Raw genomic sequence first — 25536 nt, forward strand, 5'->3', positions numbered from 1 at the left:
ACCCGGGTGCGCTCGGCACCCGGGCACTTTACTTCTTAGTAACGATAATGTTCGGGCTTGTAGGGGCCGGCGACGTCGATGTCCAGGTACTCGGCCTGGTCCTTCGTCAGCTCTGTCAGCTCCACGCCCAGGGCGTCGAGGTGCAGGCGGGCCACCTTTTCGTCCAGGACCTTGGGCAGGACGTACACCTGGTTTTCGTATTCGCGTTCGCCTTCGGGCTGGTCCTTCTTGGTCCACAGCTCAATCTGGGCGATGGTCTGGTTCGCGAAGGAGTTGCTCATCACGAAGGACGGGTGTCCCGTGGCGTTGCCCAGGTTCAGCAGGCGGCCCTCCGACAGGACGATGATGGAACGCTCGGACGCCGTTCCTGCGTCGAACACCCACTCGTGGACCTGCGGCTTGATCTCCACCTTCTTGATGCCGGGGATCCTGGCGAGGCCTGCCATGTCGATCTCGTTGTCGAAGTGGCCGATGTTGCCCACGATGGCCTTGTTCTTCATGCCCGCCATGTGTTCGGCCATGATGACATCCTTGTTGCCCGTGGTGGTGATGAAGATGTCCCCCTGGGCCAGGACCGATTCGAGCTTTGCCACCTGGTAGCCGTCCATGGCAGCCTGCAGGGCGCAGATGGGGTCGATCTCGGTCACGATCACGCGCGATCCCTGGCCGCGCAGTGCTTCCGCGGCTCCTTTTCCGACGTCACCGTAGCCGCAGACGACGGCGACCTTGCCACCCATGAGCACGTCCGTGGCGCGGTTGATGCCGTCCGGCAGCGAGTGCCGGATCCCGTACTTGTTATCGAACTTGCTCTTGGTCACGGAGTCGTTGACGTTGATGGCGGGGAACAGCAGCTTGCCCTGCTCTGCCAGCTGGTAAAGGCGGTGGACGCCCGTGGTGGTTTCTTCGCTGACGCCCTTGATGGTGGAGGCGGTGCGCGTCCACTTCTGCGGGTCGGCTGCGATTGAGCGCCGGATCACGTCAAGGAAGATGCCGTACTCTTCGGAATCGGCGGGGCCGGCGGACGGGACATTGCCCACGGCCTCGAATTCGGCGCCCTTGTGCACCAGCATGGTGGCGTCACCGCCGTCGTCCAGGATCATGTTGGGTCCCAGTTCCGGGTTGGACTCCGCGCCCGGCCAGGTCAGGATCTGTTCTGCGGTCCACCAGTATTCCTCGAGGGTTTCGCCCTTCCAGGCGAACACCGGGACGCCCTGCGGGTCCTCGACCGTGCCTTTGCCCACCACAACGGCCGCGGCGGCCTCGTCCTGGGTGGAGAAGATGTTGCAGGAGGCCCAACGGACCTCTGCGCCCAGCGCGGTGAGGGTTTCGATGAGCACTGCGGTCTGCACGGTCATGTGCAGCGATCCTGCAATCCTGGCGCCTTTGAGCGGCTGGCTGGGGCCGAACTCCTCGCGCAGCGACATGAGGCCGGGCATCTCGTGCTCGGCCAGGCGGATCTGGTGCCGGCCTGCTTCCGCCAGGGAAATATCGGCAACCTTGTAATCGAACGTCATGGGTAGTCCTTTGCTGTGTCCGGTGCTGCTTCGTCCGTAAGGACGGCGTCTTCATCGGCGCCTGCGGCGCCAGGGTCTGGTCTGCGGGTAAGCGGGGGCTATATGGCCCGGGCGGTCCCCGGGGCAGAGTCGTGCTGGTCCGAGCCGGCCGATGCTGCTGCAGCCAGCAGTTCCGGGGGCAGGAGAAGGGGGATGCCGTCCTCTATCGCGTAGCGGGGCTTCACGCCCGTTTCCCCGGCGGTGGCAGCCACCAGTTCCTCGCCGTCCTGGACCAGGGGTGAACCCGTCACGGGACAACGCAGGACGGACAGCAGTTCGGGACTGATCTTTGGCATTTTGGTTCATGCTCCCTGGCGGGCGCGCTCGCGCCGGTAGCGGACTGGTGTGCAGGTTCCAGCGTACCGTTAGATCCGTTTCAGGACGGCTCGCGCAGGACGCGCAGGTGCCCCCTGCGGGTACCTTCGGTGCCCGGAGGAGCCTCGAGCGCCGAATGGGGACCGCGCTGGGCCGGCAGCTGCGGCGCCTGGGCGGGCAGGGCCGCGGCGTCCCTGACTGCGTTGGCGAGTGCGAGCAGGTCATCAGGGCCGGGCTGCTGCGGCGTGGACGGCATGGCCAGTCGCAGGACTTCCCAGCCCCTGGGGACCGTCAACGAATCGGCATGCTGTTCACAAAGGTCGTAACAATGCGGCTCGGCGTAAGTAGCCAAAGGGCCGAGAACAGCCGTGGAGTCTGCGTAGACGTACGTCAGGGTAGCTACCGCCGACTGGCGGCAGGCAGATCTTGAACACTGACGGATAGCTCCCACGACATCACAGACTACTCCCTGCACACTGCAAAACCGTGCATTGGCGCCCCGGGCGGGACGCGCCTTCGCTGCGGGGGGAATCTATCGCGTAAATCTTTTCCCGGGTTTACAGTCAATGTATGCAGTCATCGAACCATGAATCAGGCTTTACGGTCCGGTTGGCTGACCCGGACGCCCCGGAGCAGACGGGCGGGGACTCCACGGGCAGGAGCTTCATGCAGCGCCGCCGGAACCGCCACGGCCGCGGGCTGCGCGGCGAGGTTATGCTTCCCACCCATCCGGGCTACCGGACACGGTCTGACCGGTTCGATGACATGGTCCTGGATTCGGCCCAGCGGCTGCACGATATCTGGGGCAAGACACTGGACGGCGTCCGGTTTGGCGTAGACGAGATACCGCCGGACCTCGAGCAGTTGGCCGCTGACTCCGCACCCGTACCCATGGGCTCCTACACCCCTGCTTCAGGTGAAGACGGACCCATGATCACGGTGTACCGGCGCGTCGTGGAGCAGGCCTGCCCCGGCGTCGAGGAACTTCAGGACCTGGTCCACGACGTGGTGGTGGAGCATACCGCCGAGATGCTGGGCGTTGCCCCTGAGACCCTGGACCCGGTGTACCGGCGCCGCTACTGACGCAGCCGGCCCCAACTGCCCGGGGTGTCGGGGGCGCACCCCGACTTCAGTAACTGATGGTGACAGGTACCGTTTCCTGCCCCGCCGCAGCGGGCTGTAAGGCAAGGGATGACACGTCGTTCCGGCCGTCCTGTTCCACAAGGACAGCGCCGTAGGCGGCATCCCCGGATGCAGAGACGACGTAGCCAACCACGTCGGCATCCTCGGCCTTGTCCGGAACGGCGATCGATGCCGTGGTTCCGCCCGCGATGTCGGCGGTGGACGGTGCCCGGACCTTCCCGTCGGCGGTGATTGCCGCGTAGGTGATGGTGGCCCTGGCGTCCAGGGCACCAAAGACCAACTGCCGGGTCCCGCCCTGTGGAACAGGAACCACGTGCTGGCTGCCAAGCCGCACTCCTGAGGACGCCCAGGCGACATCGGACGGCTGCCCCTCCTGGGTCCCCCGGCTGATGCGTGTTGCGGCAACAAAGGAGACATCGGATGCGGCAGAAACGGTGTAGTGCCCGGCCGGAACCCCCGCAAGCGAAACTTCCGTGATGGAGCCGGCCTTGGCGGTGATCACACCGCCGGACGGCAGGGATTTCTGGCCGTCGCGCCCATACACTTTGACCTCCACCACTGCATCCGACGGACCCGGAACAGTGATCTGCAAGGCAGGAGCGGCATCCTCATACCCGGATCTTCCGGCCAGGGCAGCAACTCCGGCCGGATCCTGGATGTCCACGCCGGTCATGACCTGGCGGACCGCGGGGGCCGCCCCGGGTGCGATGAAGTCCACTCCACCGGGGGTCAGGCCGCGCAGGACGCTTTGCTGGATGGCCGCCGCAACGGGTCCCCCCGCGCTGCGGACATGGACGCTCAGCTGCGGCTCCCCCGGAGCCAGGCCCGCGAGTACCACCGAGCGTGTGGTGCCGGGTGCCACGAGCAGGCCGCGGCTGCCGGGCGCCTGGATCTGACCGTTGCGGCCAAACAGCTCAAGGCTGACCGTGGCCGGGGTGGTGGAAGCGTTCGTCAGGACCAGCACCGATGTACGGCCCACAGTGGTACTGGCGCCGGCCAGCCACTGGTCGTTGGACGGCCGCTGGCAGTTGGCGGCCGCTGTTCCCTGGAGGTCGCCGTCCGTTGCCGTGAATTTCATCGCTGCCGCAGCCGACGCCTGCTGGTTTGCCAGGGCATCGGCGCTAACGACTGTTGCCTGGTCCACTTGGCGGTTAGCCAGGACGCCCGCGAGGAGTTCCTGGCGCGCCCCCTCGGCGGGAACTTCGCCGGAATCCTTGGCGATCTCGACGGCGGTGGTCCCGTCCAGAAGGGACAGCCGGCTGGAAGGGAGCACCCCTGCGGCGCCGAGGACGGCCGCGGTCACCGTGCTGGCAGCCGTGGCGGATTCCGGGCTGAATTGTGGATCAGTGCCTGCCTGGGTGCCTTCCAGCAGCCGGGCGGGGCCCGGACATACGCCCAGGCTTTCTCCCGCAGGGACGGCAGCAACGGCTGCCGGCAGGTTGCGGCTCGATTCCGGCGCAGGGAGCAGGGATCCCGCGGCCACCACGGCCCCTGCACCCGCCAGTACGAGTGCGGCGGTGGCGAAACCCGCCAGGGTACCCTTCCGGCGCTTGCCATCGGCCCCTTGGTTGCCGGCCCCGCCGGGCGCTTCTCCGGCGTCCGTTACGGGAGCGTCCGGCGCCTGGCCGGACATGGTGTGCTCATGCATTCTGCTGTTCCTTACGCAGGGAGCCCTCATCCCGGGAGAGGCCGGTCCGCGGCCTTCGTGCGGGCATGGGGATGGCCAGCATGACAGTCAGGCCAATCACCGTGGCCTGGGCTATTCCTGCCCATGCTGCCCAGGGGTTTTCGTAGCGGATTGTCAGGTGGCCTCCGGAAGCGGGCAGCGTGAAAGCCTGGGCCCATCCGGAGGTGGTTGATGTAAGTTTCCGGCCGTCGAGCCACGCACTCCAACCGGGATCGGCGCGTTCGGCAAGAACTGCCAGCCGCCCCTCGGGCCCCTCGGGGACTTGGGCATCGACGTCGTTGTAGGCGGACGGCACCAGCGAGACGGTAGATCCGCCCGCATCCAGGATCCGGACCCGGTGGGCGATATCCGCGGGCTGCAGGACGGGCTGGTTCAGCGGGGTGATCCGCCAGAGCCATCCCACGTCGGTCTGTCCCACGGCTACGAGGCCCGGCACCGCGTCCATCCTGCTGGCGGTAAGCTGCGCCGCTGTATCTGCGGAGCGGAGCACAACAAAACCGACTCCCAGCTGTTCCAGGTCGCTGCGCGGGTCGACGCCCTGGCCGGCCACGAGGGTTGCCACAACACGCCGGACGGCCGCTGTGACGTCGTCGTCGTCCCGGACCGTTTCAGCGCCCGGAGCGCCCATAATGTTCCGTGCGGAAGCGACTGTCGAGAGGCTGTCCAAGGTAGTGCCCGCGCCCCTCATCAGGGAGGCGTCAAAGGAGCCGTTGTCCCGCGTGCTGATCATCAAGGTGCGCGTCTGCTCGGGACCTGTTCCGCGGTCGATGGCTGTAGCCGGCAACGTCCGCGGGCTGGCGGCCTCCACCAGGCGGGCGGCGCCGAATCCGCTGGCTGCCGGACCTGCAGTGTCGGCAGCGCCAACGGGACCGGCGGCGGAAACAGCTGCGGGACGGAGCAGGTTGCGGGCAGACCAGGCGGCCATCCCGGCCAGTGGGCCGACGAGCAGCAGCACCATCCCGAAGGCCATGGCGGAACGTGCCGCGGTCCGCTGCTTCGCGGTGCCCGCACCAGCCTTGTCCGCCACATTGAGGAAGTGCTCTGCTCCCAGCAGGCCCGCCCCCAGGAACGCGAAGGCAGCGGCGGAAACAGCGGGACCGGTGAAGGGCGTCACGAGCGTGTCGGCATTCATTCCCGTTGCCACGTGGGAGGCCAGCCAGCCGCCGGCCAAGGCGATCGCTCCGGCCACCCACAGTGACCTGGCCGTCCTTGCGCGGCGGCCCGTGGTGAATAGTCCCGCCACGGCCAGGGCCAGGACCGGCGCACCCACGAGGAGTGCCAGCAGCAGGGCCCAGGGGAAGGCGGCGTCCTGGAAGTAGGGCAGGCCGTCCAGTCCCCCGTCGGGGCCGAAGGCCAACGGCTGGCCCAGGAGCTGCTGCCAGAGCGGGGCGGCGGTGAAGCCGAGGGGCAGGCCCGGATCCGCGAGCAGTGCCCTCGGTTTGTCGAGCACGGTCAGGCCGAATGGAATGAAGAGCGCGGCGCTTGGCAGCAGGGCCCACCACACGGTGCGGCCGCGGCGGCCCAGCAGGAGCCCGCAGAGCACGATCACAGCGGTTGCAGGAATCAGGAGGGAAGGCGCAGATGCAGCGACAACAACCAGAGCCAGTCCTGCTGCTGCGGCCGCCGTCCATGACGGTGTGCCGTTGATCCCGGGCCGGACAGGAGGCCGGTCCCCGCGGCGCCCGTCCGCGGCAGGCAGAGTGAACCGTCCGTGTCCCACTGCTGAGCCGGTGGCGCGCAGCAGGGCAAGGACCAGCAGGGGGATCATCAGGTGGGCAATCAGGGCGCCGGCGCGGCCTTGGTTCAGGGCCACCTGGAGCGCGGGGGAAGCGGCCCAAAAGATAGCGGCAGCGAGGCGCAGGCGGCGGCGGACCGTCAATCCGCCGGCAGCAAACCAGGCGGTAAGAGCGGACAACGGTGTGCTGAGCAGGAGGAGCCAGGCCATGGCTGCATTGGCATCCCCGCCGCCGAGGACGCCAAGGATCCACAGGACGTAGCCGAAGGGGTCTCCCCTTCCGGGGAGTCCGGCGCCCAGGCTGATCCACCAGCTGGAGGCGTGGTGCCAGATATCACCGAGACCCGCAGAAACCGGTATGAGTGCCCCGCCGGCAACGGCGTCGGCGCGGAAAAGCCCGGCGAGTCCGAGAAGTGAAGCGACGGAGGCGATGATGACCGCAGCGAGGGCACCATTGCCTACCCATCCGCGTCTGCTGGTGGCCAGGGCAGCGAAATCGTCGGAGGAGTCGCCGCTCGGCTGGTGCGCCAGCGGGTCATGTTCGAGGTCGTCAGCCGGGCTGCTGTCCGAACCGATGGCCTCCATGAGCGACCGCCTGTGGCTCCATACCTCCCGCCGGGGTGTCTGCAGCTTGCGGATGACAGACCGGCGGATCCGCCGCGACTGCCGGGCAGCCCGGCGGGCCCGCGCCACTGCCCTGGGCCTGCCCAGCGCGGCAACGGTGGCAGCCAGCTGGGAAATTCCGTGCCCGGGGTCCTTGACTGCAATGCTAAGGACCAGCTTGAAGAGACTGCCCAGCAGCGCGCCGGCGGCATGGACCGGCACCATCCAGAGCGGTGAGTGCTTGAGCCGCAGGTGAACCTGCGCTTTTCGGGCCGCTGCAGGGTTGCCCAATGCATGGGGCCGGTGGGCCACGTGGAACATGCGGGCGGCAGGGACAACCACAACCCGGTGGCCGGCGAGACGGTTGCGCCAGCAGAAATCGACGTCGTCTCCGCTGCCCGGAAGTGCGGGATCGAAGCCGCCCAGCTGCTCCCAGACGTCACGGCGAACCAGCATTCCGGCCGAGTTCACGGCGAACGTATCGCTGCGGCCGTCGTACTGCCCCTGGTCGAGCTCATCGGCGTCGATAAGGGTGAGCCGCTCGGCCCAGCGGCTGGTGGAGAGGCCGACATCGATCAGCTTCCGTTCCTCGTGCCAGTCCAGCTGCTTGCAGCCGGCGACGGTCACGGAGGGCGCGCGCTCCACGGCGGCGAGCAGTTCCGCAAGGGCTTCCGGTGCAGGGGCGGCGTCGTCATGCAGCAGCCAGATCCACTCGGGCATGGCGTCCGCCCCGCCGGCCACCCGGGGCGCGAGTCCTGTGAGGCCCGCGGAAACCGCGGCCCCCATCCCGCCTTTCCCGCGTTCATGGCTCAGGACGTTAGGTGCACCCAAGGCCTGTTCAAGGAGGGCCAGCGAATGATCGCGGGAGCCGGTGTCGACGCCGATGACACGGTCCACGGACCGGGTCTGGTCCGCCAAAGCCGAGAGGGTCCTGGGCAAATAGGCACTGCCGTTGTGGGCAACCACAACGGCAGTGACATAAACATCCTGGTGAATTAGATTGCTCGCTTCCTCAGCCGCCGGCGCTCACGCTCGGACAGGCCTCCCCAAATGCCGAACCGTTCGTCATTGGCCAGCGCGTATTCAAGGCATTGCGACCGCACGTTGCAGGCACCGCACACCTTTTTGGCATCGCGGGTGGAGCCGCCCTTCTCCGGGAAGAAGGCCTCGGGGTCCGTCTGGGCGCACAAAGCGTCAGTTTGCCAGCCGAGTTCACCTTCGTCGTCGAAGTCCTGCTGGAAGGGCAGTCCGATCCACACAGGCTGGGCCGTGCCGGGTGCCGCCAGCTCCATGGGCGGGTCGAGGTCGTCCTCAAGGTCTCCGCCGCCTTCCAGGAGGGCCTCATGCGCGGCAAGGAATGCCGTGGCCTGGTCCTCAAGGATGCCGCCGGCATTCCGGTTGTACCGCTCCGCAGCTTCAGGATCAGCAGGGTCCACGTACCAATCGCTCGGCACCCCCCGTGCACGGTATTTTGCCGTTGCCTGGCCGGCCACGACGGCATCTTCCTGGATACGCTCTGCTTGCCCCACGGCGACCCTCCTGATGTTGCAGCCTCTGCCTGGATACGTGGGCACTCGGTTGTGTGCCGGTATTTGCGCAGTCGCTTTAGATAACTAATTACACGTGTGTAACTAGGACGAGTCAAGCCGCGGCCGGGATAATAATCACTGAAGTTCCCCAACGCCGCGTACGCCACGCCCGGGAATTTTCCTCCGTAGGCCGCCAAGCGGCGGGTACCACAGGCTTGGGTGGCAGATTTGCCCCAAAAACCCGCGCCACTGGCGGGAAGTTACCCGGATTCAGCACAAATAGCAAGCAGGCTTAGCATCGCATGTGATAAACATCACTCCCGACGGGATACTTCATAGCTGTGGAGAAACCGGATGACCCGCCGCCGGGCCGGTGGCAGGATGGTGCCATGACTACTCCTGCGCTCGATCTGATGGCCAGCCTTCGTTCAGGGAACTCAACGTCGCCGCGCCTTACCTGGTATGGCCCCGATGCGGAACGGGTGGAGCTCTCCGGACGGGTTCTGGACAACTGGGTGGCCAAGACCAGCAATCTGCTGCAGGACGAACTGGACGCAGCCCCCGGAATGCGGCTTCGCCTCGAGCTCCCTGCACACTGGAAGGCAATGGTGTGGGCACTTGCCAGCTGGCAACTCGGCCTTGAAAACGTGCTGGAGGGAGGCCCGGCGGACTTCCTGGTCACGGCAGATCCGGAATCAGTGGACGGCAGGTACGAAGCCGTCATCGCCGTCGCGCTTCCCGCTCTCGCCATGCGCTGGCCGGGTGAGCTTCCTGCCGGTTGGATCGACTACGCTGCGGAAGTGCGCTCCCACGGTGACGTCTTCATGGCACATGCAGACGCGGACCCCACTGTATCCGCACTCGTGGACCGGGAGGGCCGCGGGCACCTCCACCGGGATCTGCTCGACGGTTTCGCCGTTGCCCATGATGAGGGCGTGCGGCTCCATATACCTGCCGGCACCGGCCTTGAGGCAGCACTGGCGAACGCCCTGGGAGCCTGGAAGCAGGGCGGCTCCGTGGTCCTCACGCATCCGGACGTGGAGCTGACGGACAAGCTGCTGGCCGCCGAGCGTATCCACGGCAACTAGCTGTCCCGTCCTGGCTGGCTTTACACCACTGGCCGGCTTGAGCCGGAGAGACCGGCTATGGCTGGCCGGGACCGTCTGAGGAGGGTTCGCGTTCCACTGCCGCCACGTGCTCCTTGGGCTGGTGGTGGAGCTCGATAAGTTCATGGTCGTGCGAGAACTCGGGTTCCTGGTCCAGTTCCTCGTTAAAGACCCAGAAGCGGTAGGCAAAGAACCGGAAAATGGTTCCCAGGACGAGTCCCACAACGCTCCCCGCAATGAAGAGTGACGGCTTGTCGTTGAGGTCCAGGACGTACTTCGCAAACCAGACGCAGCCGGAGGCAATCAGAAGCCCCACCAGGTTCATCACGGCGAAGAGCACGGCTTCGCGCACCACGTTGGCCTGCTTGCGGTGCCTGAACGTCCAGTAGCGGTTGGCTACCCAGGAAAAGATACTGGCCACGATGGTGGCAACGGCCTTGGCCCAGACCTCGCTGCCGTGCATCGGCCCCGTGAAAAGCCAGATGTACACCGCGGAGTCGATGACGAACGCCACACCGCCGACAGCTCCGAATTTGGCCACTTCACGCCAAAAAAGCGAGGCCAGTCCCCGAATACGATCTGCAAGTGTGCTAAACATGACCCTCCATGGCCGTATGATCTGTGGGCCACGTGGCCAAAGGCCTATTTTAGCCCCCAAAACTCTGCCCCAGCCTCCCTTGGCCCGTCCCGGGATGCCCCCTTCACCTTAATTTGCCACCTTCGGAGCGGCCAAAAAGCTGGATACCGGGCGGTCTTCGGTAGGCTGGCCCATGTGACTTTTCCAGTAATAGGTGTGGTTGGCGGCGGCCAGCTTGCGCGAATGATGGCCCCAGCCGCAACAGCACTCGGTTTCGAACTCCGTGTCCTTGTGGAGGGCGACGACGTTTCGGCGGTCTCGGCCGTGTCCACGTCGCCCGTTGGCGACTATAAGGATCTGCAGACGCTCCTTGACTTCTCAGAAGGCCTGGACGTGATGACCTTTGATCACGAGCACGTGCCCACTGAACACCTCCGGGCCCTGCAGTCAGCCGGCGTCAACGTCCAGCCCGGTCCGGACGCGCTGGTGAATGCGCAGGACAAGCTTGTGATGCGCGCCGCCATCGACCGGCTCGAACTTCCCAACCCCGCCTGGGCGTCCGTGGATGACGTCACCGCCCTTGTCAGTTTCGGTGACAGAACGGGCTGGCCAGTGGTACTGAAGATGCCGCGCGGCGGTTACGACGGCAAGGGCGTACGGGTCGTAGGGTCCGCCGAAGAGGCCGCCGGCACGGAAGAGTGGTTTGCGGCCATGAGCCCGCTCCTGGCCGAGGCAAAGGTTGACTTCACGCGGGAGCTGTCCGCACTGGTGGCAAGGACACCCGACGGGGAGGCCCGCGCCTGGCCCGTGGTGCATACCATCCAGGTGGACGGTGTATGTGACGAAGTGATCGCTCCGGCCCTGGACATCCCCGTTGAGGTTGCGGCGGCAGCAGAAGATGCTGCCCTCCGGATAGCCGGCGAACTGGGAGTCACCGGTGTCCTGGCCGTGGAACTTTTCGAGACTCCCGGCGTGGGGGCAGGGTTTCTTATCAATGAGCTCGCCATGCGCCCACACAACACCGGGCACTGGACGCAGGACGGTGCGGTGACGAGCCAGTTCGAGCAGCACCTTCGCGCTGTCCTTAACCTGCCCCTCGGTGCCACCGATGCCCTGGCCCCGGTGACGGTCATGAAGAACTTCCTCGGTGGAGAAAACCAGGACCTGTACTCAGCCTTTCCGCTGGCACTCGCGAGTGAGCCTGCGGCCAAAGTGCACTGCTACGGCAAATCCGTGCGTCCGGGCCGAAAAATTGGCCACGTGAACCTGGTGGGCACGTCCACGGCGGACGTTGATTCGGTCCGGCGCCGTGCCACAAGGGTGGCAAGCATCATCCGCGACGGGCGGGCAGCGGCGGAAGAAACGCCACAAACTTTCGAGGAGAACGCATGAGCGCCCAAGCAACGCCTGCCGCCGGTCCAGCGGCGAACCCCCTGGTGGGCCTCGTCATGGGCTCGGACTCCGACTGGCCTGTCATGGAAGCCGCAGCGGACGCCCTGGCCGAATTCGGGATTCCGTTTGAAGCCGATGTGGTTTCCGCGCACAGGATGCCTACCGAGATGATCCGCTACGGGCAGACGGCCCACGAACGCGGACTCCGCGTGATCATCGCAGGTGCCGGCGGCGCCGCGCACCTGCCGGGCATGCTGGCGAGCGTCACTCCCTTGCCGGTGATCGGCGTGCCTGTCCCGCTGAAGACATTGGACGGCATTGACTCCCTGCTGTCGATCGTCCAGATGCCGGCCGGCGTCCCCGTTGCGACGGTTTCCATCGCCGGCGCGCGCAACGCCGGGCTTCTGGCTGTCCGCATGCTGGCCGCCGGAACCGATGAGCTCGCAGCTTCGTTGCGCACCGACCTTCTCGACTTTGCCTCTGACCTCAACGCCGTGGCCTCCCGCAAGGGGGCAAACCTCCGGCAGAAAGTCAGCGAGGTGTTCGCTGACGGCAACGGCTCCTTCCGGGGCAGCCGTTAGGACCGCCGGCATGTCCAGCAGCAAAGTTCCGCAGTCCGCCTCGGACACGGCCCTGACGGACCCGGTACGTTACCCGGTCAGCGCTTCCCCTCCCGTCCGCACAAAACGTGCCTTCGTGCTGGTCCTGCTGACCCTCCTCGTCCCCGGCAGCGCGCAACTGGTGGCGGGCGACCGCAAGCTGGGCCGGGCAGCACTGCGCGTGACGCTCTGCGTCTGGGCACTCCTGGTGCTGGCCTTGCTTCTGCTCATCGTCAACCGGACCGCGCTGGTCAGCATCATCACCAACCCGTTCGCATCGCTGGCCATCGTCATCGTGCTGGTGGCTCTCGCTGCCGGCTGGGCTGTCCTGTTCATCAACACCCTGCGGCTCATCCGCCCGGTGCTGCTGGCGCCGCCGGCGCGGCCCGCCGTCGGCATTGCCCTAGTGTTGGCGCTGGTGCTGGGCAGCGGGTCGCTGGGCTACGCGGCATACCTGCTCAACGTCAGCCGCAATGCCATCGGCAGTATTTTCTCCTCGGGGCCGGCGATCGATCCGGTGGACGGACGCTACAACTTCCTGATGATGGGAGGCGACGCCGGCGATGACCGTACCGGCAGGCGGCCGGACAGCCTCTCCGTGTTGAGCGTCGACGCCGAAACCGGCCAGACGGCCATCATCTCGGTACCCCGCAACCTGCAGAACGCGCAGTTCAGTGAGGGCTCCCCCATGCGGGCCATCTACCCGGACGGCTACGACTGCGGCGACGAGTGCCTGATCAACGCCATCAACACCGAGGTGACCAACGAGTACGCAGACCTTTACCCCGGAGTGGCCGATCCAGGCGCCCAGGCGACCCTGGAGGCCGTGTCCGGAACGCTCGGGCTCACCGTCCAGGCTTACGTCCTGGTGGACATGGAGGGCTTCTCCACGCTCATCGACGCCATGGGAGGCATCAGGATCAAGGCGGGCGGCTGGGTTCCCATGAGCGGTTATTTCGACGAATTCAGCAGGACCTACGGCATGCCGCTTGGATGGATCCCCGCGGGTGAGCAAACTCTCGACGGCAACCAGGCGCTCTGGTACGGCCGGTCCCGCGAGTACGTGGACGACTACGCCCGCATCCAGCGCCAGCAATGCGTGCAGCAGGCCATGCTGAAGCAGCTGGACCCTGCCACGCTCCTGTCGAAGTTCGAGGACATCGTCAACGCGGGGACCCAGGTGGTGGAATCCAACATTTCCTCAACGCAGTTGGGCAGCTTCGTGGACCTCGCCATCAAGGCACGAGGCCAGGACGTCAAGCGGCTGACCATCGGCCCGCCAGACTTTGACGCCTCCTTCTCCACCGTCCCGGATTTTGACCAGATCCACGTGCGGGTGGACGAACTTCTGGCTTCTGCATCATCCGTGCAGTCGCTGGAAACTCCTGACGATGGGATCGTTGTGCCCGCCGCCGGCGGCGGACCGGTGAAGGCGGCAGGAGCCTACGCTCCCACTGCCTCCCTGCTGGCCGGCGGAAGCCTGCCGCAGCAGCCCACGCCGTCGGACTTCATCCCGGTCACCACCACACCCGACGGCGAGCCCATCACCGAAGAACTGCTGAACCAGCTCAAGCGCGAGGGTAACGAGCAGGCCATCGCCGCGCTCGTGGCCACCAACGGCCAGTGCGCCGCGCTCTAGCCCCGCTACACACGAAAGAAACGGAACCGGTTTTGTACGAGATTGAAAACGTCCTCCGGGATTACGCCTGGGGTTCGACAACGGCGATAGCATCGCTCCTGGGACGGCCCGAATCCGGTGGGCCCGAAGCCGAACTGTGGATCGGGGCGCACACTGACTCGCCATCCGTGGCGCATGTCCCGGAAGACGGCACTGCCACTCCCCTGGATGCCTTGATCGCCGGCGATCCGGAACATTTCCTCGGCACCGAATCCGTGGCCCGCTTTGGGCCGCGGCTGCCGTTCCTGGCGAAAATCCTGGCCGCAGCCCAGCCCCTGTCCCTCCAGGTGCATCCAAGCCTGGAGCAGGCACAGGCAGGGTTTGCCCGGGAGAACGCGGAAGGTGTGGCGGCGGATGCACCACAACGGAACTACCGCGATGATAACCACAAGCCGGAAATGATCTTCGCGCTGACCCCGTTCGAAGCCCTGTGCGGGTTCCGCCCGCCGGCGGAAACCCGGGAGCTCCTGCTGCACGTCGCCTCAGCTTTTGAATCAGTGGACGCGCAGCAGCCTGCCGTCATCACGGCTCTGCTGGATGACCTGGGCGACGGCGACGAAGGTGCCGGCCTGCGGAAGGCATTTGAACGCCTCATCACGGGCGGAGAAGCCGTGGCGGAAGCCACCAGCCAGGTGGTGGCGGCGCTCCTGTCCCGGGGATCGCTGGCACCCTACGAAGCAGAGCTGGGAACGGCCATCAGCCTCAACGAGAAGTACCCGGGCGATCCCGGTGTGCTCATCTCCCTGCTCCTGAACCGGATCTCCCTGCAGCCGGGAGAATCCGTCTACCTGCCCGCGGGAAACGTCCACGCCTACCTTCACGGGCTGGGGGTGGAAGTCATGGCGTCCTCAGACAATGTCCTGCGCGGCGGGCTGACACCGAAATTCGTGGATGTCCCCGAACTGCTGCGCACCATCGACTTCCACCCCGTGGCCGTGCCGATGCTCAACGCCGAAAAGACCGTACTGGACCAGGAGCTCTACCGGCCGCCGTTCGAGGAATTCCAGCTGCAGCGGATCGAGCTCGGGCCGAATGATGGCCCCGTCCCGCTGGCGCAGTCCGGGGCCGCCGTGGTCATCGTCGTGGCGGGCGACGTATACCTGGACTCACCCAAGGGCGACCTGCAGCTTTCACGGGGCGGCAGCGCATTCCTCGCCGCCGCCGAGGCCCCCGTCAACGTCCACCCTGTCGCCGGGAGCACGGAGCCGGCACTGGCGTTTGCGGTGACTACCGGCCTTTAGCCGCGCCGAAGCACCAGACGCGCGCGCCCGGCCGCAGTTTTGACGAGCCGGCGCGCCGTCTGGAGGCCCTTCCGTGCCAGCGGCATGGCCTTTGAGTACGCCGGGTAGAACGGGGACAACGGCTTTTCCCACGTTCCCAGGAGCATGTTTTCGTGCTTGGCGAACTGCTTCTTGAAATCCGAAATGCCGTCGTTGAGCAGGCCGTTGAAGTCGTACCGAAAGCACCCGTCTTCCCGCATGGACTGCAGCGCCGCCCATTTGACCCCGTAGTTCACGCGCTGCTTCTGCCCCTCGGCGGAGACGCCGCCGTAGAGCTCGAAGGCGGTGGAGCCGCTGCGGGCCAGCCAGACGAACGCGAGCATCTGCTCGCCGTCGAATGCTCCGATGATGGGTGAACCATCCCCCATGTTCCGGAAAATGTCCCGGTAGTACTGGTCCTCGTGGATACCGAAACCGGCGCGTTCCGCCGTTTCGTGGTAGATGGCGAGCACCTGCTCCAGCTCGGAGTCGTTCTTAACCTTCCGGAACTCCACGTCGCTGCGCATTGCCTTGCGGATATTGGCGCGGGTGGACTTGGACATCTCCGCCATCAGTTCGTCATCGGACCTGCGAAGGTCCAGGATGAGCGTCCGCGGGATCAGGACCGTGTTGGTGGACTCCCGGAAACCGGCTTCGGACACCGCGCCCGCGTAGGGCGAATCCTGGTCCCAGTCCGGTTCAATGCTCAGGGCAACGCCGCGGTGGCGGGCAGCGGCATGGTCCGCAAGGCTGCTGAGGACGGCGGGTGCGTCCTCCACGGAACACATCGGCCCCCTGGGGATGTAGACCAAGGCCCGGAACGGGACAGGAAGCCGCCGGATCAGCAGCTGGGCACAGCCGATCGTGTTGTCGCCGTCGTTCAGAAGCACACGTTCAACGGACCAGCCATGCATCGCCTTGGTCTCACCCCAGCCCCAGAGCTGTTGCGGGTGCCCCTGGAACCGGTCGACGTATTCGTCCCAAAGGGCGCGGTCAGTACAGGGCACAACAGCTGGAATCATGGCTTAAACCCTATACCAAGGCTTAACGCCGGAGCCCCGGAACGCGCTGGGCGCTCCGGGGCTCCGCGTGGAATGCGTGCCGCGGATCAGCTCTTGCGGGCGTAGCCTTCCCACTTGCTGGCCTGGTGCTCGCCGTCCACGAAGCGGATGGTCCCGGACTTGGAACGCATCACGATGGACTGGGTCAGGACCTTGTCCTTGGAATAGCGGACGCCCTTCAGGAGGTCACCGTCCGTAATGCCGGTGGCAGCGAAGTAGCAGTTGTCGCTGGAGACGAGGTCGTTGGTGGACAGGACGCGTTCCAGGTCGTGGCCGGCGTCGATTGCCTTCTGCTTTTCTTCGTCGCTGGTGGGCCACAGCCGGCCCTGGATCACGCCGCCAAGGGACTTGATGGCACAGGCCGCGACGATTCCTTCGGGGGTTCCGCCGATGCCCATCAGGGCGTCGACGCCGGTTCCGGAACGGGCGGCGGCGATGGCACCGGCAACGTCTCCGTCCATGATGAACTTGGTGCGGGCGCCGGCCTCACGGATTTCCTCGACCAGTGGGCGGTGGCGGTCGCGGTCCAGGATCATGACGTTGAGCTGGTTGACCTTCACGCCCTTTGCCTTGGCGATCAGGTGGAGGTTCTGCTTCACCGGCAGGCGGAGGTCCACCATGTCGGCGGCTTCCGGGCCGGTGACGAGCTTCTCCATGTAGAACACCGCTGAGGGGTCGAACATGGAACCGCGTTCTGCCACGGCCAGGACCGCCAGCGCGTTGTTGATGCCCAGCGCGGTGAGCCGCGTTCCGTCGATGGGATCGACGGCCACATCGCATTCGGGGCCGGTGCCGTCACCGACGCGTTCGCCGTTGAACAGCATGGGGGCTTCGTCTTTTTCGCCTTCACCGATGACCACGACGCCGTTGAAGTGGACCGTCTGCAGGAAGGAGCGCATGGCGTCCACGGCGGCGCCGTCCGCCGTGTTCTTGTCGCCGAAACCCACCCAGTGGCCGCCGGCGATTGCCGCAGCTTCGGTAACCCGGACAAGCTCGAGGGCAAGGTTGCGGTCCGGTTCATCGTTGCCCACAGCCAGGGACGGTGAGATCGTGGAGTACTTCTGGGTCATGGACGCTGGTGACACGTGAACCTCTTCTTCGAGTGGCGATCATTGAACCCGCCCGCCGGAACAGCGGGACGGTGATTCCTCTACTTCCGATCATAGTCGCGCTTATAGCTCCCGGGACGGCGGATGACGCGGGTGCGCAATGTGCGGGAACGGAGCGGCAGGGCACCCGGGGGCGCCGAATAGAACTTACGTCCCCGGATGGGCGACTATAGAGGGGTGAATGACATGCAGGAAAAGACCACTCCCAGCCCCGAGCCGGCCGGATCCACAGGCAGCCAGGGCGCAGGTGGAACGGGCGCGGATGCCCCGGTTAAGCCTGTCATTCCGGCCGCAGCGGCCAAACGTGCCAACGCTTCCGTGATCGGCATGATCATCGCCCTCGTGGTGAGCATCGCCGCGTTCCTGCCGATCATACTGATGAACCCGCTGCCCAAAAGCGACGGCTACCGTCCGGACATCGACGTCGCGGCGGTCTCCAGGAATGCCGCGGATGTGGCGGGATTCACACCGGCGGCCCCCGACACGGGCGGCGCTTTCAGGCCGAACTACGCACGGTGGGAAGCGGGAACCGGCAGCGGGGTGCCCACGTGGGAGGTCGGCTTCCTGACGCCCAAGGATTCGTTCATCGCCCTGGTGCAGACCACCAAGGCCAACCCCACCTGGCTGCTGCAGCAGACCCGCAACGCGCCGGTCACCGGCTCGCGCAGCGCAGGCGGCCAGGAGTGGGAGCTCCGGGACACCGGCAAAGGCGAGAAAGCCCTGGTCCTCGACTACCGCGGAACTACCGTCATCCTGTCCGGCGCCGCCGAACTGGACGAGTTCGCCACCCTCGCTGACGCCGTCGTGAAGTCCATCGACAGCAATCCTGCCGTCACAGTTTCACCTGCGGCCACCACTGCCCCCTAAGGTAAGCAGGGTGACTACCTACCTGACTCCTGCACTTGCCTGGCGCCGCCTGCGCGAAGGAAATGAACGCTTTGTCAACGGTGAAACTTCCCACCCCAACCAGGACGCCTCACGCCGGTCCTCGCTTGTGGAGAACCAACACCCCTTTGCCGTAATCTTCGGCTGTTCCGATTCCCGGCTGGCTGCCGAAATTATTTTCGACGTCGGACTGGGCGATGTTTTTGTGGTCCGGACAGCGGGCCAGGTTATTGACGACGCCGTCCTCGGCTCGCTCGAGTACAGCATCGGCGTGCTGGGTGTGCCCCTGATCGTTGTGCTCGGCCACGACAGCTGCGGTGCTGTCAGCGCCACCAAGTCCGCGGTGGAGACGGGCCAGATGCCGACGGGGTTCATCAGGGACCTCGTCGAGCGGATCACGCCGTCCGTCCTCACCTCGTTGCGCAACAACGAAACCGGGGTCAACGACATGGTGGTGGAGCACGTCAAGCAGACCTCCCAGCGGCTCGTTGACAGCTCACGTGTGATTTCCGACGCAATCCAGGATGGACGGTCGGCCGTCATCGGCTTGTCCTACAGCCTTGCGGAGGGCCGCGCGAAGCTTGTTTCGGGAATTGGCGAGCTCTAAAAGGCGTCCAAAAGCCGCGCTGCCGGGACCCGTAGCATGCTCTTCACGGTTTTCGGTGGCGCGGCTGATCGCCCTAAGCTAACCCCATGACTTCCACTGAAGAATTCCGCATTGAACACGACACGATGGGCGAAGTCCGCGTCCCCGTGAACGCACTGTACCGTGCACAGACGCAGCGTGCAGTTGAAAACTTCCCCATCTCCGGCAAGACCCTGGAACGCGCCCACATCGAGGCCCTCGCCCGGGTCAAGAAGGCAGCTGCCCAGGCCAACGCTGAACTTGGAGTGCTCGACGGCGAGCTGGCCAAGGCGATCGCGGAGGCTGCCGATGAGGTAGCCACCGGCAAGTACGACGGCGACTTCCCCATCGACGTCTTCCAGACCGGTTCCGGCACGTCCTCGAACATGAACACCAACGAGGTCATCGCCGAACTGGCAACCCGGTCCCTCAAGGCTGCCGGAAGCGAGAAGGTTGTCCACCCGAACGACCACGTCAACGCCTCCCAGTCCTCCAATGACGTGTTCCCCACGTCCGTGCACGTGGCCGCAACCTCGGCCCTGATCAACGACCTCATCCCGGCCCTCGGCTACCTGGCCGAATCCCTGGAGCGCAAGGCCGTGGAGTTCAAGGACGTCGTCAAGTCCGGCCGCACCCACCTTATGGACGCCACCCCGGTCACCCTGGGCCAGGAATTCGGCGGCTACGCAGCACAGGTGCGCTACGGCATCGAGCGGATCAACGCCTCCCTCCCCCGCGTTGCCGAAGTTCCGCTGGGCGGCACCGCTGTTGGAACCGGCATCAACACCCCGGCAGGCTTCCCGGAGCGTGTGATCGAGCTCCTCGCCACGGACACCGGCCTGCCGCTGACCGAGGCCCGCGACCACTTCGAAGCACAGGCCAACCGCGACGGCCTCATCGAAGCGTCCAGCCAGCTGCGCAACATCGCCATCTCCTTCATGAAGATCAACAACGACCTCCGGTGGATGGGCTCCGGCCCCAACACCGGCCTCGGCGAAATCGCCATCCCGGACCTGCAGCCCGGATCCTCGATCATGCCCGGCAAGGTCAACCCGGTCATCTGCGAGGCGTCCATCATGGTCGCCGCCCAGGTCATCGGCAACGACACCGCCATCGCCTGGTCCGGTACCAACGGCGCCTTCGAACTGAACGTCGGCATCCCGGTCATGGCCTCCAACCTGCTTGAATCCATCCGCCTGCTGGCCAACACCAGCCGGGTCATGGCAGACAAGATGATTGACGGCATCACGGCCAACGTGGAGCGCGCCCGCTTCCTGGCAGAGGCCTCGCCGTCCATCGTGACGCCGCTGAACAAGTACATCGGCTACGAAAACGCCGCCAAGATTGCCAAGACGGCCGTGGCCGAAGGCCTTACCGTCCGCCAGGCCACCGAGAAGCTCGGCTTCGTCGGTGACGGTGAAGGCAAGGTCTCCGAAGCCGACCTCGACAAGGCCCTGGACGTCACCACCATGACGTCCCCGGCCCACAAGGCCTGACACCCGCAGCAAGTACGACGGCGGCCGCCCACCTTCCCAGCGAAGACGGGCGGCCGTCGTCGTTTAAGGCAGCTGAGGGCACCTTTGCCCGACCCGCTGTCGCCGGCAAGAACTTTGCACTATCGGTAACGAAGTGCAAAAATGTACTCCATGGAAGAAAGTGCAGTTATTGAGGGTGGGCTCCGCGAACGGAAGCGCGCCGCCACCCGTGCAGCCATCACTGCCGCCGCACGGGCACTGACCGCAGAACGTGGCCTCAACGGCTACACCGTGGAGGAAGTGTGCGAGCGCGCCGACATCTCCCGCCGCACCTTCTTCAACTACTTCCCCACCAAGGAAGACGCGATCATTGGCCACGCGGAAGATGACATCCCCGCGGACGTCATCGAGGAATTCATCGAGGGCGGGGCCTCGTCGCCGCCCGGTGAAATTTCCCCCACCCTGTTCCAGGACCTGGTGCGGCTCTCCCTGCGGCTTTCCGAGGGCATGGCCGGCTCCGAGGAGGACACCCGGCAGCTGATCGGCGTGATCAAAAAAGAACCGCAGCTGATCCTGAGGATCATCGGCATCACCGAGCAGCGCGAAGCGCAGTTCGCCCGCGACGTCGCCCGCCGGGAAGGCGTAGCCGCGGACCATCCCGTTGTGCAGATGGCCGTGGTGCTGCTGGGCACCATCGCCCGCAAGAGCAGCATGGCCTACTTCTCCGACGGCAACACCCGCCCCTACCCCGACCTGCTGATGGAAAACATCACGGCCGCCAGCACACTCTTCTCCCAGCCCCTCGGACACCCTGAAACCCCCGCCGCAGAAGGACAACCATGAGTATCGCCACCAAGCCGCCAGCGGGTCCCCTGCTGCTGACGCAGAAACGCATCTGGATCATCTTCTCGGCGCTGATCGCAGGGATGCTGCTCTCCAGCCTCGACCAGACCATTGTCTCCACCGCCATGCCCACCATCGTTGGCAAGCTCGGCGGCGTGGAACACCAGGCCTGGATTACTACCGCCTACCTGCTGGCCACCACCATCGTGATGCCCATCTATGGCAAGTTCGGCGACGTCCTGGGCCGGCGCAACCTCTTCCTGATAGCCATTGCGTTGTTCACGCTCGCCTCGGTTGGCTGCGCCGTCGCCACCGATTTCTGGGGCTTTGTCATCTTCCGCGCCATCCAGGGACTGGGCGGCGGAGGACTGATGATCCTCTCGCAGGCCATCATTGCCGACGTTGTGCCCGCCAAGGACCGCGGCAAGTACATGGGCCCGCTCGGTGCCATCTTCGGCCTCTCCGCCGTGGCGGGGCCCCTGCTGGGCGGCTTCTTTGTGGACCACATGACCTGGGAATGGGCCTTCTACATCAACATCCCCATCGGCATCGCCGCTTTCGCCATCGCCTGGTTCACCCTGACGCTGCCCAACAAGAAGGCCGAAAAGCGGATCGACATCCTGGGCGTTGTTCTGCTCTCCGCCGCCACCACGTGCCTCATCTTCTTCACCGACTTCGGCGGCAAGAAGGACGAAGGCTGGGATTCCCCGTTGACCTGGGCCTTTGGTGCCGGGCTGCTGGTCTCGGCTGCCGCCTTTGTTATCGTCGAGCGCCGCGCCGAGGACCCCATCATTCCGCTGAGCCTCTTCCGGAACCGCATCTTCGTCAACGCCACGGCCATCGGCTTCACCCTGGGCCTGGGCATGTTTTCGGCGCTGGCCTTCGTGCCCACCTTCCTCCAAATGTCCTCCGGTACTTCGGCAGCGGAATCGGGCCTGCTGATGCTGCCGATGATGGCGGGCCTGATGGGCACCTCCATCTACTCGGGCATTCGGATCTCCAAGACCGGCAAGTACAGGATGTACCCCATCCTGGGCGCAGCCCTCACCATGGCAGCCATGCTGTGGATGACCACCCTTGCCGCTGGCACCCCCATCTGGGTCATCTGCGTCCAGCTGTTCTTCTTCGGGGCAGGGCTCGGCATGATCATGCAGGTGACAGTCCTGGTGGTGCAGAACTCCGTCCCGGCCGATCAGATCGGCACCGCCACCAGTACCAACAACTACTTCCGCGAGGTAGGAGCCGCCATGGGCGTGGCCGTGTTCGGCGCGATTTTCACCAACAGGCTGTCCGAGTCCCTCAACAGTGCTTTCACCGGCGCCGGCGCATCTGCTGAACAGGCGGCACAATCCACCAGCACCCTGGACCCGCACGCGCTCACCCAGCTCCCGGAGCAGCTGCGTGATGCCGTGGTCAACGCCTACGCAGACTCCCTTGCCCCGGTGTTCTGGTACCTGCTGCCCTTTATCGCCGCGGCCCTGCTGCTGGCCATCGCGCTCAAGCAGATCCCGCTCTCGGACACCGCCGGGATGGTGGCGCGCGGTGAGGCGGTCGGCGGGGAGGAAGCCGAGCTTCTTGCCGCCGGGCTTGCCGGCCAGGCCGGAAACAGCGTGAGGGACGACGACGGCGAGCTGGTCTCCCAAGGCCGCTGACCGCCGTCGTACTCCCCTCAGCCGTGGCTGGGCCGGGTGCCACCGCACGGGAAATAGGGACGCCGCAATCCTGGGGATTGCGGCGTCCCTATTTTAGTAGCACGTCAGGGTTCGAAGTGCGCCGCCTCGGCAGGTGCCAGGGCGTGCCGGATGCTGGTCAGGTGTCCAGGCATAAGGTCGGGAAGTTCATCCATGGCGAACCAGCCGACCGCCAGGGATTCGTCGTCGTTGACCCTTGCAGTCCCGCTGATGTACCGGCAGAGAAACACGACGTCGAGGAACTCGCAGACGTCTCCGTTCGGGTAGGTGAAAGGGCCCACGGCCCCCACGGACACAACACGCTCGGCTTCGGCCACCACGGCGGTTTCCTCAAAGATTTCGCGCACCAGGCCGCGGGCCGGCTGCTCCCCCGGATCCAGTATTCCGCTGATCAGCGCCCACTGCCGGTTGTCCGCCCGCTGGGCGAGCAGGATGCGGCCCGCAGCGTCCACCACCACTCCCCTGACCGCGGGGACCCACAGCGGGGCATTACCGATCTTCTTCCGCAAACTCAGGATGTAATCAGGCGCAGGCATAGGGCCAGCCTACCCAGTGCTGCTTCTCAGGCGGGGAGCAGCATGGCGGCGGCCGCCCCGGCCAGCATGAAGGGGCCAAACGGGATGGAGGACTTCAGAGTTCCCCGCCGCGCCGCAAGCAGGGCAATCGACCACAGGCCACCCAGCAGGAACGCCAGGAAAGTACCGGCAAAAAGGTGCCCCCAGCCCAGGTAGCCCAGGTACATCCCCAGCACCCCGGCCAGCTTGACGTCACCAAACCCCATGCCCGGCGGATAAACAAGCCGAAGGACGAAGTAGAAGAGCCACAGCAACCCGGCTCCGGCCACCACCCGCACCGGAACGGCCAGAAGGGCGGGCAGCGGACCCTCCGGCTCGGCGGCACCCGCCACAGCAGCCGCCGCCAGCAGCAGCACACCGGCCACGGCATAGGACGGGAATACGATCCGGTTGGGCAGGAGATGGTGACGGACATCGATCACCGTCAGCCGGACAGCCATCACGGCAAAGTACAGGCACGCAGCAAGCACCAGCCAAAAGGCCACGGGATTGTGCTGCCACAGTTCGCCGAGTCGTCCGATCACCCTCCGGATGCTACTGGAATTCCCCTGGCCGCCCTACCGCGCCCGCGTAAACTGTGGATATGGCGACATGGGATAGCCGGCACCGCCCGGATCCGAACGGCGGCGCATCCCCCGCAGATCCGATCACCGCGTTCCGCAACCTGTGCCGGTCCTCGCCGTGGAAGTGGCAGTCCCTGCGCTTTGAGTACTGGGACGAACCCTTCGCCGAGGCACCTTCTCCCGGCGCACCCCTGGTCAGGGCGTGGCTGCGCCGGCCGGGAGCACTCCGCCTGGAAAGCCCGGAGGGACTGGTCCTCCACAGCACCACCGGCATCAACGATTCGCGGGATGGCTTCTACGTCAGTTCCACCCGGAAATCCTGGCTGCTGCCGCCGCATCTGGTCACCCCCGTCTACGATGATGCAGGCCTGGTCAAGCGCCGGCCCGAGGCAGCCTACGGGGAGCCCGGATTCGGGAACGGCCGCTTCTCGGCAGCACTCGATCCGGTGGAACTCGCGGGCAGCGCGCCGGTTCCCCTGGAGTTTCCCGGCAGCAACGCAGTCCAGGTGCAGGAACTGCACACCGTCGACCACGAGGGCAGGCCGGCGTTCGAGGCCCTTGTGACGCCCACGGCGGCCTACCATCCCGGTGACCCCGCGGCGCCCCTCTGCCTTCCGGGGCCGTCCCGCATCCGGGTGGACCTGGGCACCGGGGTCTGTGTGGCCAGCCAGTCCTTGGAGCCAGGGAGCGAAGAATACGGCCACTGGCTCCGGATCATCGCCGTGGACGAGTACATGCTCGATGACCTGTTCCTGGCCGAATCAATGAACCTCACGGACGTGCGGCGGCACATCAGCTGGGACGTCCCGGCCTGACCCCTCTCCCCGCCATCCGCTAGGCTTCGCTGATGACTACGCTGAGCTCCTTCTGGCCACTCTTCGACCTCAGGCTGGCCACCCCACGGCTCGAACTCCGCCCGATCACGGACGGCGATATCCCCAGCGCCGTGGCCGCCGCCCGCAGCGGCATCCACCACGCCGGCAGGAACCCGTTCAGCACCCCCTGGGCCGAGCTTCCGGCGGAAGATTTAGGGCCGAACATGGCCCGCTGGTACTGGAAGTGCCGCGCGGAATGTACCCCCGAAAGCTGGACCCTGCTCCTGGGCATCTGGCGCGGCGCGGAATTCCTGGGCTGCCAGGACGTGGGCGCGAAGGACTTCGCCACCCTTCGCACAGTTTCCACCGGCTCCTGGCTCAAGCAGTCCGCCCAGGGGCAGGGACTGGGTAAGGAGATGCGTGCCGCCGTCGCACTGTACGCCTTCGACTGGCTCGGCGCCGACGCCGCCGAATCAGAGGCAGCGGTTTGGAACGAAGCCTCCCTGGGCGTCTCCCGCTCCCTCGGCTACGAGCTCAACGGAACCACACGCGAAGCCTGGGGCACCAAGGTCGAAACAGTCCAGCACGTCCGCCTCACCCCCGAGACCTTCAAACGCCCCGACTGGACCCTCCACGTAGAGGGCCACGAAGCAGCAGCAGCGTTCCTGAAGGTCAGTTAGAGCCCGGTGGCTGGGTTCGTCCGCCCCCAGCGCTTCTC

Annotated in this window: 24 protein-coding genes; 13 read left to right on the forward strand and 11 right to left on the reverse strand. The window is 65.9% G+C overall.

Features of this window, described 5'->3' with window-relative positions; genetic code table 11:
• Positions 1 to 35: 35 nt before the first annotated feature.
• The 3 genes from ahcY to ACZ9BC_RS17480 form a co-directional block, all read right to left on the reverse strand.
• On the reverse strand, positions 36 to 1514 hold the full coding sequence (ahcY, locus tag ACZ9BC_RS17470) for an adenosylhomocysteinase (protein WP_079595671.1): 1479 nt from the start codon (positions 1512 to 1514) through the stop codon (positions 36 to 38).
• Between the two features lie 98 nt (positions 1515 to 1612).
• The gene (locus ACZ9BC_RS17475) at positions 1613 to 1849 is read right to left on the reverse strand and encodes a Trm112 family protein (RefSeq protein ID WP_476247018.1); all 237 of its coding nucleotides are present in this window, start codon (positions 1847 to 1849) and stop codon (positions 1613 to 1615) included.
• Positions 1850 to 1929: 80 nt separating this feature from the next.
• A complete protein-coding gene (locus ACZ9BC_RS17480; RefSeq protein ID WP_079595673.1) occupies positions 1930 to 2319 on the reverse strand; it encodes a DUF3499 domain-containing protein in 390 nt (129 codons plus the stop codon).
• Positions 2320 to 2438: 119 nt separating this feature from the next.
• Here ACZ9BC_RS17480 and ACZ9BC_RS17485 point away from each other — a divergent pair, with 119 nt between their 5' ends.
• Positions 2439 to 2951, forward strand: a complete 513-nt coding sequence (locus tag ACZ9BC_RS17485) for a metallopeptidase family protein (protein WP_476247019.1) — start codon at positions 2439 to 2441, stop codon at positions 2949 to 2951.
• Between the two features lie 46 nt (positions 2952 to 2997).
• On the opposite strand, the gene ACZ9BC_RS17490 is transcribed toward ACZ9BC_RS17485, so the two are convergent.
• Genes ACZ9BC_RS17490 through ACZ9BC_RS17500 form a run of 3 tightly spaced genes read right to left on the reverse strand, consistent with a single transcriptional unit; the run spans position 2998 to position 8565 of the window.
• Positions 2998 to 4659, reverse strand: a complete 1662-nt coding sequence (locus ACZ9BC_RS17490; RefSeq protein ID WP_476247020.1) for a DUF5719 family protein — start codon at positions 4657 to 4659, stop codon at positions 2998 to 3000.
• A complete protein-coding gene (locus tag ACZ9BC_RS17495; protein ID WP_476247021.1) occupies positions 4652 to 8002 on the reverse strand; it encodes a glycosyltransferase in 3351 nt (1116 codons plus the stop codon). The genes ACZ9BC_RS17490 and ACZ9BC_RS17495 overlap by 8 nt, the downstream gene beginning before the upstream one ends.
• Positions 8003 to 8031: 29 nt before the next feature.
• On the reverse strand, positions 8032 to 8565 hold the full coding sequence (locus tag ACZ9BC_RS17500; protein ID WP_476247022.1) for a WhiB family transcriptional regulator: 534 nt from the start codon (positions 8563 to 8565) through the stop codon (positions 8032 to 8034).
• A gap of 389 nt (positions 8566 to 8954) precedes the next feature.
• On the opposite strand from ACZ9BC_RS17500, the gene ACZ9BC_RS17505 reads away from it, so the two are divergent.
• Positions 8955 to 9653, forward strand: coding sequence for a TIGR03089 family protein (locus tag ACZ9BC_RS17505; RefSeq protein ID WP_476247023.1), 699 nt, complete (start codon positions 8955 to 8957; stop codon positions 9651 to 9653).
• A 55-nt stretch (positions 9654 to 9708) separates the two neighbouring features.
• Here the strand turns inward: ACZ9BC_RS17505 and ACZ9BC_RS17510 are convergent, their stop codons facing one another.
• On the reverse strand, positions 9709 to 10269 hold the full coding sequence (locus ACZ9BC_RS17510) for a GtrA family protein (RefSeq protein WP_476247024.1): 561 nt from the start codon (positions 10267 to 10269) through the stop codon (positions 9709 to 9711).
• Between the two features lie 222 nt (positions 10270 to 10491).
• On the opposite strand from ACZ9BC_RS17510, the gene ACZ9BC_RS17515 reads away from it, so the two are divergent.
• The 4 genes from ACZ9BC_RS17515 to manA are packed head-to-tail and all read left to right on the forward strand — an operon-like array spanning position 10492 to position 15158.
• The gene (locus ACZ9BC_RS17515) at positions 10492 to 11640 is read left to right on the forward strand and encodes a 5-(carboxyamino)imidazole ribonucleotide synthase (RefSeq protein ID WP_476247053.1); all 1149 of its coding nucleotides are present in this window, start codon (positions 10492 to 10494) and stop codon (positions 11638 to 11640) included.
• Positions 11637 to 12221 carry a 5-(carboxyamino)imidazole ribonucleotide mutase gene (gene purE / locus ACZ9BC_RS17520; RefSeq protein ID WP_476247025.1) on the forward strand — a complete coding sequence of 195 codons (585 nt, stop codon included), beginning with the start codon at positions 11637 to 11639 and terminating at the stop codon, positions 12219 to 12221. The genes ACZ9BC_RS17515 and purE overlap by 4 nt, the downstream gene beginning before the upstream one ends.
• 10 nt (positions 12222 to 12231) lie before the next feature.
• Positions 12232 to 13878, forward strand: coding sequence for an LCP family protein (locus ACZ9BC_RS17525; protein WP_476247026.1), 1647 nt, complete (start codon positions 12232 to 12234; stop codon positions 13876 to 13878).
• 32 nt (positions 13879 to 13910) lie between these two features.
• Complete coding sequence (gene manA / locus ACZ9BC_RS17530; RefSeq protein WP_476247027.1) at positions 13911 to 15158, forward strand: mannose-6-phosphate isomerase, class I; 1248 nt, start codon at positions 13911 to 13913, stop codon at positions 15156 to 15158.
• On the opposite strand, the gene ACZ9BC_RS17535 is transcribed toward manA, so the two are convergent.
• Positions 15155 to 16198 carry a lipid II:glycine glycyltransferase FemX gene (locus tag ACZ9BC_RS17535; RefSeq protein ID WP_476247028.1) on the reverse strand — a complete coding sequence of 348 codons (1044 nt, stop codon included), beginning with the start codon at positions 16196 to 16198 and terminating at the stop codon, positions 15155 to 15157. The genes manA and ACZ9BC_RS17535 overlap by 4 nt on opposite strands.
• Positions 16199 to 16284: 86 nt before the next feature.
• A complete protein-coding gene (gene glpX, locus ACZ9BC_RS17540; protein ID WP_176156781.1) occupies positions 16285 to 17307 on the reverse strand; it encodes a class II fructose-bisphosphatase in 1023 nt (340 codons plus the stop codon).
• A gap of 225 nt (positions 17308 to 17532) precedes the next feature.
• Here glpX and ACZ9BC_RS17545 point away from each other — a divergent pair, with 225 nt between their 5' ends.
• From ACZ9BC_RS17545 to ACZ9BC_RS17565, 5 genes are all read left to right on the forward strand, one after another.
• Entirely contained in the window at positions 17533 to 18213 is a 681-nt protein-coding gene (locus ACZ9BC_RS17545; protein WP_476247054.1) for a DUF4245 domain-containing protein, read from the forward strand.
• A 10-nt stretch (positions 18214 to 18223) separates the two neighbouring features.
• The gene (locus ACZ9BC_RS17550) at positions 18224 to 18838 is read left to right on the forward strand and encodes a carbonic anhydrase (RefSeq protein WP_476247029.1); all 615 of its coding nucleotides are present in this window, start codon (positions 18224 to 18226) and stop codon (positions 18836 to 18838) included.
• Positions 18839 to 18924: 86 nt separating this feature from the next.
• Entirely contained in the window at positions 18925 to 20352 is a 1428-nt protein-coding gene (locus tag ACZ9BC_RS17555) for a class II fumarate hydratase (RefSeq protein ID WP_275729587.1), read from the forward strand.
• A 150-nt stretch (positions 20353 to 20502) separates the two neighbouring features.
• Positions 20503 to 21174, forward strand: coding sequence for a TetR/AcrR family transcriptional regulator (locus ACZ9BC_RS17560; RefSeq protein WP_476247030.1), 672 nt, complete (start codon positions 20503 to 20505; stop codon positions 21172 to 21174).
• On the forward strand, positions 21171 to 22826 hold the full coding sequence (locus tag ACZ9BC_RS17565; protein WP_476247031.1) for an MDR family MFS transporter: 1656 nt from the start codon (positions 21171 to 21173) through the stop codon (positions 22824 to 22826). Before ACZ9BC_RS17560 ends, ACZ9BC_RS17565 begins: the two co-directional genes overlap by 4 nt.
• A gap of 104 nt (positions 22827 to 22930) precedes the next feature.
• On the opposite strand, the gene ACZ9BC_RS17570 is transcribed toward ACZ9BC_RS17565, so the two are convergent.
• Positions 22931 to 23401, reverse strand: a complete 471-nt coding sequence (locus ACZ9BC_RS17570) for an NUDIX hydrolase (protein ID WP_476247032.1) — start codon at positions 23399 to 23401, stop codon at positions 22931 to 22933.
• Positions 23402 to 23427: 26 nt separating this feature from the next.
• Positions 23428 to 23964, reverse strand: a complete 537-nt coding sequence (locus tag ACZ9BC_RS17575) for a prepilin peptidase (protein WP_476247033.1) — start codon at positions 23962 to 23964, stop codon at positions 23428 to 23430.
• 59 nt (positions 23965 to 24023) lie between these two features.
• Between ACZ9BC_RS17575 and ACZ9BC_RS17580 the strand changes: the two genes are divergently transcribed.
• Positions 24024 to 24818: a hypothetical protein gene (locus ACZ9BC_RS17580; RefSeq protein ID WP_476247034.1), complete on the forward strand. Its 795-nt coding sequence runs from the start codon at positions 24024 to 24026 to the stop codon at positions 24816 to 24818.
• Between the two features lie 32 nt (positions 24819 to 24850).
• On the forward strand, positions 24851 to 25498 hold the full coding sequence (locus tag ACZ9BC_RS17585) for a GNAT family N-acetyltransferase (RefSeq protein ID WP_476247035.1): 648 nt from the start codon (positions 24851 to 24853) through the stop codon (positions 25496 to 25498).
• The last annotated feature ends 38 nt before the right edge of the window (positions 25499 to 25536 follow it).

The sequence above is a fragment of the Pseudarthrobacter sp. TE3704 genome, assembly GCF_056279405.1.